The following is a 12,613-nucleotide window of genomic DNA, read 5'->3' on the forward strand; positions in this document are numbered from 1 at the left end:
ACAAAGCACGCTGAAACGAGTCCTGTCTTGCCGACTGTCTATCTATTTCGGAACATGGTCGCGGAGGAAGACCTACGAGCTGGAACGGTGAGGCGTGCTCGAAACCGGCGGGCGCTTCGCTTCTTCCACCAGATATAGACGCCTGTCGCCGACAGCATGACGAGCGCGAGGCCGAGCGCGCAGACGAATAATCGATAGGGTGTCCCGAAGACGCGCGCCATGTGGAGCGCGTAGAGCCAGCTCTCGATCGTATTGCCCACATGCTCTCCGGTCGGCTGCGACAGGGCAATGAGCCTGCCATCGTCACCGTCGAAGATCACCGAGGTGCCGCCGCCTTTAGGCGAGCGCTCGAAGAGGTCGTGGCTGCCGCGCACCTCGTACATGTAGGCATTGGCGTCCTGCATATAGGAAAGCGCCAACGCTCGGTCGAAGGTGAATCCGAGCTGTGCCGACTGCTCCGCCAGGATTCGCTCGCCGGTGGCCTGCGCTGCGCGCCAGTCGAGCTTGGGGATCCGATAATCGGCGTGTTTCGGCAGGCCGTCGTAGAATTCGGCCACGGAGCGAAAATCGAACAGCGCCTTCATGATCGGTTCATATACATAGGGACGCAAATTCATCATCACGCTCGACCAGGCGAAGACGAAGAGTGCCACCCATAGCCAGAGTCCGCCTGCACGATGGAGGTCGAAATTGAGGCGATAAGAGCCGGCGCGGAGCTTGACGAGCCAAGCGGGCTTCCAGCGCCTGAGAAAGGAATTCGTCGTCGGCGGAAACGTCAGGTAGAAAGCGATGAGACAATCGATCGTCCAGATCGTCGCGACAATGCCCAGAATCGATTGGCCGAGGCCGCCGAGCGCGAGCCGCCAATGGAGCTCATAGAGAAAAGGCATGAGATTCACGAGGCCTTCGGAGAGGTCAGCGCGACGGCGCCGCCCGAGCTCCGCGCCGATCCAGGGGTCGACGAAGAACTCGGTGAAGCCGAGCTCGAATGCCTCGTTCGTCTGCGGATCGTGCCGCGGCGCGAAGGTGACTGCGACTTGATCCGGCTCCGCATAGGTCACTGAGAGGACTCGGCCCCGCGGAACGAGCGCCTCGGCTCGAACGGCGAGCGTTGCCAGATCGAGCGGGGCTCCGGCTCGCGGCGTCGCGAAGAGCTGCGGCGCACAGAGGCGCTCCAGCTCCTTGTTGAAGGCGAGCAGGCTGCCAGTAAGGCCGACGCTGACAAGGAACGCCGCCATTGCGAGCCCCGCCCAGCGATGCAGAAACACGAAGACGCCGCGCAAATTTCCCCTCCTCTCGCCGGAAGGCCGCGGCGGCCGGCGTTTTCGAGCCGACCGCCTTTGCTTTGTCGGGCGCCTTCAGAACTCCACGCGAATGGATGCGAGGAACGTTCGCGGCGCGCCGGGCGCTATGCTGAGACGATTGTAGGAATGGAGATAATAGGTCGTGTCGAGGAGATTCTTCACGTTGAGCTGGAGAGACGCTTTGTTTGCGAAGGGCGTCAGATACGATGGAATCTGATAGAGAATCATCGTATCGACTCGCGCGTAGGCCGGCAGCTGGAAATCATTTTGATTGTCGCCCTGTCTCTCGCCGACCGCGAAGACGCCGGCGCCGAGGCTGAGGCCGGCGAAGTCCCCGACGGCGTCATATTTGAGCCAGAGGCTGCCGGCGTGTTTCGGCACATTCTGAAGACGGTTGCCGAGCTGGCCGCCCGTGCGTGGCGATCCATTGGCGTCGGCGATGATTCGTGCGTCGTCATAAGTATAATTGCCGATCACGCTCCAATTTTCGTCGATGCGGCCTGACACGTCGAGCTCGATGCCGCTGCTTTCAACGAGGCCGACGGGCCGCGAAAACTGGGTGCCTGGGATCGATTGGACGACGCCGGATTTGGTGATGTCGTAATAAGCGAGCGTCGCGACGAGGCGATTGTCGAAGAGTTCCGCCTTGACGCCCCCTTCCCATTGCAGGCCGCGCTCCGACGGGAAGGGAGGATTGCCGGGGACGGGGATGCCGTTGCTCGCGCCGAGGGAGCGTGTGTAATTGGCATAGAAGGACAACCAGGGCTCCGGCTGGAGCACGAGGCCGACACGCGGGCTCCAGGCGTGATCTATAGCGTTCTGGAAACCGGCGCCAGTGTCGGGGTCATAGGGCCCGCGCGCCTCTGGGTACGAATTGGAACTGTATCCATAGCCATAAGACGCCCAGTCGTGACGCCCGCCGAGCAGAAGATGCACACGATCGTCCAAGAAGGAGATCATGTCCTGGCCGTAAATGCCCTTCCAGGACTGGCGGAGATCCCAGTAGAAATTGTTCGACGGCTTGGTGTAGCCCGTCGTCGCATAGGCCGGTAGATAGGCGTTGAGCGCAGGCAGAAACGAGCCGTCGCAGCAATAGCCGAAGTCGTGATTTGCGTCGTAGCGATAGTCGCTGCCGAGCAGGATTTGATGGTGGAACGGCCCCGTCTCGAATCGGCCTTTCAAATCGAGATTGGTGTTGAGCAGGTTGCGATGAGCGTTGACGTCCCAGAGGGACATTTGAACGTCGCCTGTCGAAGGCTCGAAAGACGACGTGTCGGTGATCCGCTGCGCCCATTGCAGATCGGAATACATGAAGCGGTTGGTGAGGCTCCAGTCCTGGTCGAAGTCGAAGGTCCAGTCATACGCGACGAGGCCTCGTTCCATGCGGCTCGGATTGGCGCTGGTGACGGCAGGATTCTGCAGATAGCGGCTGACGGGGAGCCGCGCGGGCCGGGAGCCGATCGCCGGCAACGCGGTGTCGGCGTCGGCGACGAAGATCGTGTTCTGATATTCGATGTCGAGATTGAATCGCAATTGCTCGGTCGGGCGCCAGCTCAGGGTGGGTGCGACGAATGCGTCCTGGTTGGTCACGAAATTTCGAAACGAGTCGCTGCGGTTGAACGAAAGGTTCACCCTGTAGAGCCAAGTCTTGTCGTCGGTCAGCGGGCCGGTCGCGTCGACGCTCGTACGCGTGAGGCCCCAGGAGCCGGCCTGCTGCTCCAAGGAGAAGTAGCGATAGTCGAGCGGGCGCTTGACGATCAGATTGACGGCGCCGCCCGGCTCGAGACGGCCGTAGAGCATGGCGGCCGGCCCTTTCAGCACTTCGATCGCCTGCAGATTCGATGTCTGCAAATGGGTGATGTTGGGGGTCGCGAGATTATTGCGGAAGATGCTCGAGCTGTCGAACCCGCGAATGGTGAAGCCGTCATACCAGGTATTGCCGGCCGGCTGCACGCCCGAGACGTTGCCTACGATGGAGTCCTGGACTGAGATGGCCTGCTGATCATCCAGCACTTGGCGCGGAACGACCTGCACCGAGATCGGGTTCCGCATGATCGCGATGCCGTCCTTGGTCGAGCTCGCCGGCCGATCCGCCCCGGAGGCGTAGCCTGTGAAGCGGTCGCCCGGCCCTTCGTCGCGCCGCGCCGGACCACGCTGTCTGGACGCGTCGGCCGCGATGTCGATCGTCGGGAGAGCCTCCTGCGCGAGGGCGGCGAAGCCGGAAAGGGTGACGGCAATAGCGGCGGGAACGCCCCGCAAAAGGGTCGTGTTTATCATATGCGGATTCTCCTGGCGCGACGCAGGTGGCCGCGCGAAAGCCATGGAAAGAGTGACGCGGCGCAGCGACCGCTCGGGGCTTCAGGAGAAAAAGGGCGGTGCGCGCGGCGACCAGGAGCTCTTCCAGCCGATCGGACGGTCGCCACGCTTGCCAGCGGCGGCTTCCAGACATTGGCCCGTCGGGTAAAATTCCGGCCATTCGGCGAGGGACGCGACGATTAGCCCGAACCCTGCCTGGGCCGCGTGGCAATTGCAGGCGCCGAAGAACAGACAGCAAGACTCTCCCTCGTCGTGGTCGGGGACCGACGAACGATGGCCTGTTCTCTGCTCGGCGCAGGAGAGGAATGACGACGGCGCGTCGATCACGGTCGACGCCGAGTGTTTGGACGCCACGCCGAACGCGACGAGGCTCTGAAGAATGAAGGACAACGCCGCTACGCTGATGAGGAGCGGTCGGAGCCACCGTGTTCTATGCCTGTGCTGCCCCCAGGACGCCGCCACCGCCCGTCACTCCCACATCGTTCGTCGCCCTGGCCGAGTCACCGTTCGGATAATTTAAGCAGAATGCGCGCAGATGCTCCCCTTAGTCTCACGTCCGGACGTATGGGCCCCAAAATCGTATCACTGTAGCTTCCGAGCAACAGGTGCAGGTTCAAGTCTGAGATCATCGACGATTTATCGACCTGTCGGCATCGGTGACACGCGGTCGGTTCACGTGAGGAAGGTGCGACAGTTTCCATGGACGCCCGGGGGCGCAGACGGCCATAGGAACGCGCATCATCGAGGAGGACGCCCGATCATGTGCTTTCGCCGAAAAGCCGATCAGGCGAGCCCGCACGACGCGCCCGGCTGCTATTCGCGGATACCGCCGCCGCCTGTCGGCCCTCTATTGGGCGAGGGATGGGGGCGCTATTTGCGCGTCTTATTGATCTCTCGTAGAGTTTTCGCTCGCGCGCGAGAGCGGCGCGTTTCGTCTTTGGACAACCGCCGATTGAGGCAGCTTTCTTTTACGCGGAGTATGTCGCGCCATGCGTATTCTCCTGGTCGAGGACGAGTTGGACATGGGACAACTCGTCGCCTCGCTCGTCGCGGGGGCCGGCTTCGTCGTCGATCGCAGCAGCTTGCTCGAGGAGACGATCGAAGCCGCCACTCTGGTCGATTACGATCTGATCCTTCTCGATCGTCGCCTGCCCGACGGCGATGGTCTTTCTATCATTGCCGATCTCCGCAGGCTCCGGCCCGGCGTACGAATCATGATGTTGACGGCGCTGGATTCGTTGGATGATACGGTCTCCGGACTCGAGGGCGGAGCCGACGACTATCTCGCCAAGCCGTTCCGAGGCCCGGAGCTGATCGCTCGGATCAGGGCCTGCCTGAGGCGTCCGGGACCCGAGCCGCAGCCAGCGCTCGCTGTCGCCGATCTCGCCATGGACCTCGTCAGACGCGAGGTGACGATCAGCGGACGGCCCGTGTCCTTGCATCGGCGCGAACTCGCGCTACTCGAAGCGCTGATGCGGCGCGCCAATCGCGTCGTCGCGCGCGAAGCGTTGCTGGAGGAGGTTTATGGCTCCCAGGTCGAAATCTCGCCTCATACGCTCGACACTCTCGTCTGGCGGTTGCGCAAGCGGCTCGAATCCTTCGACGCCTGCGTGACGATTCACCTCGCGCGCGGCATCGGCTACATGCTGAGGGAAAGCGCGCAGTGAGCCGAGATCGTTCGCTGGCGTTTCGGGTCGCGCTCTATCTCCTGGTCGCACAGTTCGTCGCGATCGCCGCCGGATGGGGTTGCGCGCTCGTTCTCGGCCTGCTCAAATTCGAAGGGTTCGCGACCTCCCTGGATGAAGTCGCGCTTCCTCGCACGCGCGCGCTGATCATCGCGGCTGTCACGCGCGGCGCGGACGGGGTGTTGCGCGTCGAGCCCACGCAAGCGCTGCGCGACGAATTGACGCATAATTCCAGGTTGAAATATGCGGTGTTCGAGCCCGCGGAGATGCGGCCCTTGCCGGGCTCCTCCCCCGAGCTCGTGACGGCTTTGGCGGGCGCCCGCGCCATTCATCCGAGCTGGATTGCATTCTCTCTCGAGCGGGAGCCACAGGACCGACCGACTGGCATTCTTCAATTGCGCGAGACGCCCTATGGCCTCCTGTCGATCGGCGTCCACGGCTTTGCTTTTCATTGGCAGGACATATTTCTCTCCCTCTTCGACGATGCGAAATGGATGAGCGCCTACTTCGGTCCGGCCGTTCTGATTTCGATCTGCACGAGCTGGTTCGCGGTGCGCCGCGGGCTCGCCCCCCTGCGGGACGTCGTCGACAAGGCCGCGCGGATCGACGTAGACTCACTCGAACAGCGTCTTCCCGCCGCCGAGGCGCCCTCTGAGGTCCGGCCGCTGGTCGTCAGTTTCAATCAAGTGCTGGCGCGCCTCGACGCAGGGGCCGCACAGCTGCGCCGATTTACCGCCAACGCCGCACATGAGTTACGCACTCCTGTCGCCATTTTGACGGCGCGCCTCGACGCGCCCAAGCAACCGAACTTCTTGATCGATCTACAAAGCGACGCTCAACGTATTCGCAATATCGTCGAGCAATTGCTCGCCACGACCCGCCTTTCGGAACGCCCCGCGGACGCCGTCGATGAGGTCGATCTCGTGGCGTCGAGCCGGCGCGTCGCGGCCGATGCGCTGCTGCTTGCCCTTCAGAAGGGGCGTCAGATCGAATTCGAGGCTCCCGAGTCCGCAGTCTATGTCCACGGAAACCATTCGGCCATCGAATCCGTGGTCTCCAATCTCCTCGACAATGCGCTTCGCGCCGAACCCGACGGTGGAACAGTGATCGTCCGTGTCGGCGTCGACGCGACGGTCGAAGTGATCGACCACGGCGAAGGGATCGCCGAGGCGGATCGCGACCTCATTTTCGAGCCTTTCTGGCGCAAGAACGGATCGACGCCGGGCGCCGGACTGGGCTTGCCGATCGCGAGAGAGTTGATGACGCGTCTCGGCGGCCGAGTCGGCGTCGGCGACACCAGAGGCGGGGGCGCGACTTTCAAGCTTGTCTTTTCGGCAGCCGTGCCAAAAGGGAGTGAGGCAGAACCGGCGAAACGCCTATGAATTCGATGCGAGCGACGTGGCGTGGCTGCGGTTGGGGCGGGGCGCGCTGAGGACGAGCCAGGCGCAGCACCGAAGAGCCTCTCGGTTTTCAAGCCCCCGATCGATGAGCGCAAGGCCGACGCTGGCCGCGTGCGGATTCCGACGAAGGCACCCGTCTGTAACGGGATAATGCCGCCCGGAGTGGCTTGCTACGATTTTTTCTACTTCTAATAAATATTTGTTTTCACACTATAAAATAGATCTGTAATTCGCGACTGAAACCGCGGTTTTCGGCTAATCGGTCATTCCTCGAATCTCAAATCGACAACGTTCTTTGTCTGATCAGCAGAGACAGGCTCGACGCGCTCGAAAGCAATGTCCGATTTTGTGGTCGATGAGACGATACGATACGAGACATGTTGGAAACGGGGGACGTCGCCGAGCGGACGGCTGATGGTCGGCGGCTCCTGATGGCGCTGACCAACTAAATCGCCGCCACCATCGGCGGCGTGGAGCTGGGGCTTCCTGCACGCGGCCCAATGCGCGAACCGCCGACATTACTCGTGGTTTCCGAGGCGATGTGGCCAAAACCCGCGCCCGGCGGTTTTGATCCGAGTGCATAGATGCCGTTTGGAGCAACCGAGAGTTCAAACATTCTAAGCAGAAATGGCCCCGAAGGGCTGTTATCAACTATTTGATTTACATTGTTATTTTCTGGAGCGGGCGAAGGGATTCGAACCCTCGACCCCAACCTTGGCAAGGTCAAGATGAAACTTCTCCAGGGTATCCGGCAGCGCGCATGAGTGCGATATCTATATGAAATAATGTCAATAATCTAGGCGTTTCGTTCTCCATCCTATCCGGCCATGCGCCAATTTGCCATTTCGCGTGCTTACAAGCTGCTTACAATTCGTCGTTGGCGTGCTAGTGTAAGCATGTCTCCAATTGACGATGAGCTGGCCGTGAGCAAATTGACGAAACGGGCGGTCGACGGCCTCATTCCGCCGCCAAAGGGGCAGGCGTTTCTATGGGATGGGGAGCTCCGCGGCTTTGGCGTGCGTGTGATCCCCTCCGGACTGAGAACTTTCATTCTTCAGTATCGAAACGGCGAAGGACGCAGCCGACGCATCGTCATAGGCCGCTACGGCGTGCTGACGGTCGAAAACGCTCGGGAGCAGGCGCGCATCAGATTGGGCCAAGTGGCCGCGGGCGCCGATCCGGCAGAGGAAAGCTCTGCCTCTCGCGGATCCATGACCGTCGACGAAGTCTGCGATTGGTATCTGCGTGAAGCGGAAGCCGGCCGTATACTGGGTAGGCGTCATCGGCCGATCAAGAAGTCGACGCTCGAAATGGACCGGAGCCGGATCGAGACGCATATCAAGCCGTTGATCGGCCGCCGGCAGATTCGTGCGCTCAAGCTCGCCGACGTTGAAGCCATGCAATCGGATATCGCCGCAGGCAAGACAGCCAAGGTGAGACGCGCCGGCCGTGGCGGAGCGACCACTGGGGGCCGTGGCGTCGCTGCACGGACAATCTCCACCCTACGAAGTCTATTGGCGCATGCGGCGCGGCTCGAAATAATCGCTCACAATCCGGCCGAGGGTGTTCGAAAGCTCGCCGGAAAGAAGAAAGAACGCAGGCTGAGTGTCGCTGAGATCAAGAAACTCGGCATGGCGATGCGATCGGCAGAGCAGAGCGGAGAGAATCCGGTCGGGCTTGCTGTCGTGCGTTTCCTGCTCCTGACGGGGTTTCGGATTTCGGAGGGGCAAGGCCTGATGAAAAGCTGGCTTCACGCTGATCTCGGCTACGTCCATTTTCCGGATACCAAGAGCGACGATCAAGTGCGGGCGATCGGACCCTCCGCAGCCAAGCTCGCAGCCGGCCAAAAAGGGAGCAGGGCTTCACCTTATGTTTTCCCGGCCGATGTCGGCGCCGGCCATTTCACGGCCGCGAAGGGGTGCCTGACCCGGCTATGCGCCTCGGCAAACATCGAAGGCGTCACGCCCCATACGCTGCGGCACACTTTCGGCAGCGTCGCAGGCGACCTCGGCTTTTCCGAACTGACGATCGCCGCGCTGCTCGGCCATGCAGCCAGAAGCGTCACTCAGGGTTACGTTCACATCGACGAGGCGCTCAAACTTGCCGCGACGCGGACCTGCGAAGAGATCGCCTCTTTGCTGAACGCCGGCTTGGAGGATGCGACAAGCCGGAAGGATGCTGCGTGACTCATGTTGCGCTCGTAAACGCTTCAATGGCCTTTATGTGTCATTTTCTATAATTACTGATTATGCAACCCAATAGGCTTGGCCGAGCGCGGCCTTGGTGGCGCGGGGGACGGATTGCTCGGCGGCGTGGAGGCAGCAGGCCGCCATGTAAACCTCTACTTCGACAGGATTGATATAGCGCCGCCACCGGAAGCGATCTCAGTCGTCGAGCTGACCGCGTGAGGACTCTCCCCGGTGAGGTCGTCAAAAAAGCTGCTTAGCGCCTGACACCGCCTTGGCAGCGACACGCTCAGTTCGTCCGTGTTGAGGGAACGCTTCTGCAAGAGGAAGCTCCCCGTCTTTTCGCCTATCTCGAAGAACCGGATGGGCCGGTCCCGCATTTCCAGCGCTTTGACGACGGCGTACTTCACTGAGACCGCGCATCGCATTCCGAACACGACTTCCTCTAATTCTAACGGAGAATCCTGTTCGCCGCGTGGCCCGAGGAGCCGCCATTCGCATTCGTAGTTCCAAGGTGTTGCTTTCCTGAGTAGGACCGCTTCATCCACACGGCGCCGCGCAGCATCATCACCGTCGAGCATTGCGGAAACGGCGCTCGCTTCGATCAGTCGGCTGCCGCCATATCGGATTTTCTGCACGGTATCGGCGGCGGCGTCTGGGATCGAGTAACCGAGGCAGAGCCCGCGATGCTGGTCTCCATAGTGGCTCCACATCAACGGGCAGTTTGCATGCTCTGCCAGAGAGAACACCCCTTTGTCGTACCGTCGGAGGAGTTCTTCCTGCACATATTGACGGAGCAGGAACTGTGCGGGATCGGGAACTTTATACTCCGGGTTCGTGGCGTGATAGCGAATGTCGGCCAGCAGGAAATCGGCCGCCTTCCGGCTCTGTCGCGCAATGTGATCGATTGTCTTCGGCCCGAGGTATTTGATCGTTTTCGCCGCAGCGGACATCTCCGCGCTCGTGCGAAGCTCGATAAGACGAGACAGAATGCTCTCAAGCGCGTCGCTGTCGAGATCGATGTCGAGAGTCGGCTTGGTGTCCAGCGGATCATTGAAGGTGGTCGGGTCGGCGAAATACACGACATCCTCGACCAGCATCGTGAGGGTGCGGTTGCTGAAACCACGATATTTATACAGCCGGCTCGGCGGGTCGATTTTGCTCATCAGCTTCGCTCCAGGCTCTTCAACCACGGTGTCGGTGGAACTTCTGCGTGCGCATCAATGTCCCCGTAGCCCGAATTCAGCGATGATCGCCGGGCGCGCAGCCAGCAGCCGCTCTAGGTGGCTTTCTGGCCACATTTCTATACGCGGTGACGCCCCAGATCCATTGTGCTGTTCGATCCATGTTACCGCGTCCGCCGTGAACCGACCGCTGGTGGCGATGATCAGAACGTCGACCCGCGGGTTCGTCCAGAGCGCCATTTGCTCCTTCGTGGAGGAGGCCTCCGGTAGGTTCACGCTCCGGCCGGTCCAGTGCTTGCACTGGATAACCACCCGGAGGCGTAGCGTGCCTGACAACTGATCCTGAATGACGCGTGTTACCGAGAGATCGCGACCTCTATCGGGCGCACGCGTCTGCATGAGCCACTCCGGATTTTCATAGCCCGTCGTGGCGCTAATGAGCGTGAAAATTAGACGCTCGAACGCTTCGTCATTGATGCTCGACCATGCCAGCGCGGTCGTGATCGGCCCCGCTGGTCGCGCGGCAACCAAGGTCGACAAATCCACGACCTGCACCGGGACGGCCTCGTTCACGCCATAGAGGCCCTTCCGAAGAGTGCCCTTTACGTCCGGCCAATCCATGGTTTCGATGTCATGGAGATCACCGACGTAACCAAAGCGCATATGCCTTATCATGTCAGACCAGCGCGCGGGCTTCGTGACGCTCGATCCCAGCAGGACCTCGATCTGCTTCATGTGCTCGCGCATATCGCTCCACACTTCCGTGTCGAGTTGCAGCCTCGGTTCCGGGTCCTCGCCAACCGTTGCCCGTACCGCGCGAATGTCGGCGTCGATCTGGTCGATCAGGCCGACAAGGGCATCACGGATGAGCGCCTTCCGCGCATTGTTGAAGCGAAAGCGATACTCCCGAAGTTCTCGTCCAGGCTCCTCAATCCAGCGCTCCACGGAGACGTGCGCGCTTGGTTCGTCGATTTCCATCGCGTCTAATCTGCTCTGTGCCACACCATCGAGATCCGGCGCGGTCGCCGATGGCTTCCAGCCATCGATCTTCGGAAGGCTCGCGAGAAGCAGGTCAAACGACCGCGACCGATCCTCGTATTCGACGTTCTCGCCGAATGCGATTCCAGATGGGATCATCGCGGCAAGCTCGTCCCAGAGCCTTTCGAGCTTGACCAAATTCGCTTCCGCGGCCTCGAACTGCTCCAAGGCCGCCATAATTGCACTGCTCGACGTGTTAGGAGCCGCCATGATTCCCCCTCACCCAGGGAGATACTACATGATCGAAGTCTAAGTGACCCACACCAAAGTTATCGTTGGTCGCAATAGGGATACCGGTCCTTGCCGCCGTGAGCGAGCGAGAGGCGTGCCGGATCTACGAAACGGCAAGGGGAACCATATGCACGACGACCTCCGCGACCATAGCAAGGGAGTGAACCGTGCTGACGCCGGCGGCCGGCGCCAGCAGAAGATCGGCGAAGTCTTTCGGTCTGCGATTCGCCGCTGCCGCGAGCGCGTCATGCAGCCGGCGCAGCATCACATCCTTAGGGTCGCCTATCTGGCCGGTCAGATGCTCGCGCGACGACTGCGTGTCGAAGCGGCGAGCAACGGGGTCGTATATCCTTCGGTGAGGCGCGCCGGTGGCACATGCCTCGCCGCCTTCCGGCCCGATCTCGTGCAGAACCTGCGGCAAGGCGGGATTTGGCGACTGGAGTGGCAAGGTGCGCCGACGCCGTCGATGACGCGCGTCGCCGAGTGATGTCCGTAGGACACGAGCCATCGTTTCCGATCGAAGCTCGACTGTGGCGCCGATCGCGGTGAGCTATAGGCCGATCCCTCTTTTCCGGCCGAAGCTCCATTCCACGCCGTCGCCGGGTGACATTACGCCTGAGACATGCCTCCCGAGCTCGCGTTCGAGCGAGGGCGTCCAGGGAACGAGGCTGAACCCATGAGCTGGTCTAGCGTCATGCCGTCCTCGGCATAGACATCGAGCAGCTTTGGCGACACGGAAGCGAGACGCAGGCGCTGCTTGACGATAGGGACGCCGACGAAGAAGGCCGCGGCGATCTCCTCCTCGCTCTGACCTTTCTCGCGCAGCGTGAGAAAAGCTCGGAACTGATCGAGCGGATGCAGCGGCGCGCGCTGGACATTCTCGGCGAGACTGTCCTCCTCGGCCGTTCCGTCGGTGCGCACGACGCAGGGGATCGGAGCGGTGCGCGCCAAGCGCCTCTGCTTCACCAGCAGCTCGAGCGCCCGATAGCGCCGGCCGCCGGCCGGGATCTCGAACATGCCGGTCTCCGAGCCGTCGGCGTCGAGCACCGGACGGACGGTGATGCTCTGCAACAGCGTGCGGCGGGCGATGTCCTCGGCGAGCTCCTCGATCGAGACGCCGGCCTTGATCCGCCGGACGTTCGACTGGGAGAGGACGAGCTTGTTGAAAGGAATGTCGCGCGAGGCGCTGAGGTGGATTTTCTGAACCGCGGTTGCCATGGGGATGAACTCCGTGACGAGCGGCCAAGAGATTTTCTCTCGATCCTACGA

The 12,613-nt window shown here is 61.5% G+C and carries 9 protein-coding genes and 3 pseudogenes; 4 read left to right on the forward strand and 8 right to left on the reverse strand.

Features of this window, described 5'->3' with window-relative positions:
• Positions 1 to 38 precede the first annotated feature (38 nt).
• The 3 genes from AC6IW9_RS12405 to AC6IW9_RS12415 form a co-directional block, all read right to left on the reverse strand.
• Positions 39 to 1,283, reverse strand: coding sequence for a PepSY-associated TM helix domain-containing protein (locus tag AC6IW9_RS12405; protein ID WP_497764029.1), 1,245 nt, complete (start codon positions 1,281 to 1,283; stop codon positions 39 to 41).
• A 75-nt stretch (positions 1,284 to 1,358) separates the two neighbouring features.
• A complete protein-coding gene (locus tag AC6IW9_RS12410; protein WP_497764030.1) occupies positions 1,359 to 3,581 on the reverse strand; it encodes a TonB-dependent siderophore receptor in 2,223 nt (740 codons plus the stop codon).
• A gap of 81 nt (positions 3,582 to 3,662) precedes the next feature.
• Positions 3,663 to 3,947, reverse strand: a complete 285-nt coding sequence (locus AC6IW9_RS12415) for a hypothetical protein (protein ID WP_497764031.1) — start codon at positions 3,945 to 3,947, stop codon at positions 3,663 to 3,665.
• 662 nt (positions 3,948 to 4,609) lie between these two features.
• Here AC6IW9_RS12415 and AC6IW9_RS12420 point away from each other — a divergent pair.
• From AC6IW9_RS12420 to AC6IW9_RS12430, 3 genes are all read left to right on the forward strand, one after another.
• Positions 4,610 to 5,287, forward strand: a complete 678-nt coding sequence (locus AC6IW9_RS12420) for a response regulator transcription factor (protein ID WP_497764032.1) — start codon at positions 4,610 to 4,612, stop codon at positions 5,285 to 5,287.
• Positions 5,284 to 6,687, forward strand: coding sequence for a sensor histidine kinase (locus AC6IW9_RS12425; protein ID WP_497764033.1), 1,404 nt, complete (start codon positions 5,284 to 5,286; stop codon positions 6,685 to 6,687). The genes AC6IW9_RS12420 and AC6IW9_RS12425 overlap by 4 nt, the downstream gene beginning before the upstream one ends.
• Before the next feature lie 845 nt (positions 6,688 to 7,532).
• Complete coding sequence (locus AC6IW9_RS12430) at positions 7,533 to 8,891, forward strand: tyrosine-type recombinase/integrase (protein WP_497764034.1); 1,359 nt, start codon at positions 7,533 to 7,535, stop codon at positions 8,889 to 8,891.
• Between the two features lie 155 nt (positions 8,892 to 9,046).
• Here AC6IW9_RS12430 and AC6IW9_RS12435 read toward each other — a convergent pair whose 3' ends face one another.
• From AC6IW9_RS12435 to AC6IW9_RS12445, 3 genes and pseudogenes are all read right to left on the reverse strand, one after another.
• Positions 9,047 to 10,057: a DUF2971 domain-containing protein gene (locus tag AC6IW9_RS12435; protein WP_497764035.1), complete on the reverse strand. Its 1,011-nt coding sequence runs from the start codon at positions 10,055 to 10,057 to the stop codon at positions 9,047 to 9,049.
• Positions 10,058 to 10,111: 54 nt separating this feature from the next.
• Positions 10,112 to 11,290: a restriction endonuclease gene (locus AC6IW9_RS12440; protein WP_497764036.1), complete on the reverse strand. Its 1,179-nt coding sequence runs from the start codon at positions 11,288 to 11,290 to the stop codon at positions 10,112 to 10,114.
• A gap of 107 nt (positions 11,291 to 11,397) precedes the next feature.
• Positions 11,398 to 11,615: pseudogene (locus AC6IW9_RS12445) on the reverse strand (DUF763 domain-containing protein); the annotation flags it as partial.
• Between the two features lie 27 nt (positions 11,616 to 11,642).
• Here AC6IW9_RS12445 and AC6IW9_RS12450 point away from each other — a divergent pair.
• Positions 11,643 to 11,831 carry an RES family NAD+ phosphorylase gene (locus AC6IW9_RS12450; protein WP_497764037.1) on the forward strand — a complete coding sequence of 63 codons (189 nt, stop codon included), beginning with the start codon at positions 11,643 to 11,645 and terminating at the stop codon, positions 11,829 to 11,831.
• Between the two features lie 63 nt (positions 11,832 to 11,894).
• Here AC6IW9_RS12450 and AC6IW9_RS12455 read toward each other — a convergent pair.
• Both AC6IW9_RS12455 and AC6IW9_RS12460 read right to left on the reverse strand, forming a co-directional pair.
• A pseudogene (locus tag AC6IW9_RS12455) lies at positions 11,895 to 12,020 on the reverse strand (DUF3363 domain-containing protein); the annotation flags it as partial.
• Positions 12,017 to 12,562 (reverse strand): annotated as a pseudogene (locus AC6IW9_RS12460) (ParB/RepB/Spo0J family partition protein); the annotation flags it as partial. The pseudogenes AC6IW9_RS12460 and AC6IW9_RS12455, both read right to left, overlap by 4 nt.
• Positions 12,563 to 12,613 lie beyond the last annotated feature (51 nt).

Source organism: Methylosinus sp. shoA, from assembly GCF_059718125.1.

Bases quoted from the DNA above. Each gene is read 5' to 3' on its own strand.
- AC6IW9_RS12430 (WP_497764034.1), top strand. From the start codon at position 7,533: ATGCGCCAATTTGCCATTTCGCGTGCTTACAAGCTGCTTACAATTCGT.
- AC6IW9_RS12435 (WP_497764035.1), bottom strand. From the start codon at position 10,057: ATGAGCAAAATCGACCCGCCGAGCCGGCTGTATAAATATCGTGGTTTC.
- AC6IW9_RS12420 (WP_497764032.1), top strand. From the start codon at position 4,610: ATGCGTATTCTCCTGGTCGAGGACGAGTTGGACATGGGACAACTCGTC.
- AC6IW9_RS12410 (WP_497764030.1), bottom strand. From the start codon at position 3,581: ATGATAAACACGACCCTTTTGCGGGGCGTTCCCGCCGCTATTGCCGTC.
- AC6IW9_RS12450 (WP_497764037.1), top strand. From the start codon at position 11,643: ATGCTCGCGCGACGACTGCGTGTCGAAGCGGCGAGCAACGGGGTCGTA.
- AC6IW9_RS12440 (WP_497764036.1), bottom strand. From the start codon at position 11,290: ATGGCGGCCTTGGAGCAGTTCGAGGCCGCGGAAGCGAATTTGGTCAAG.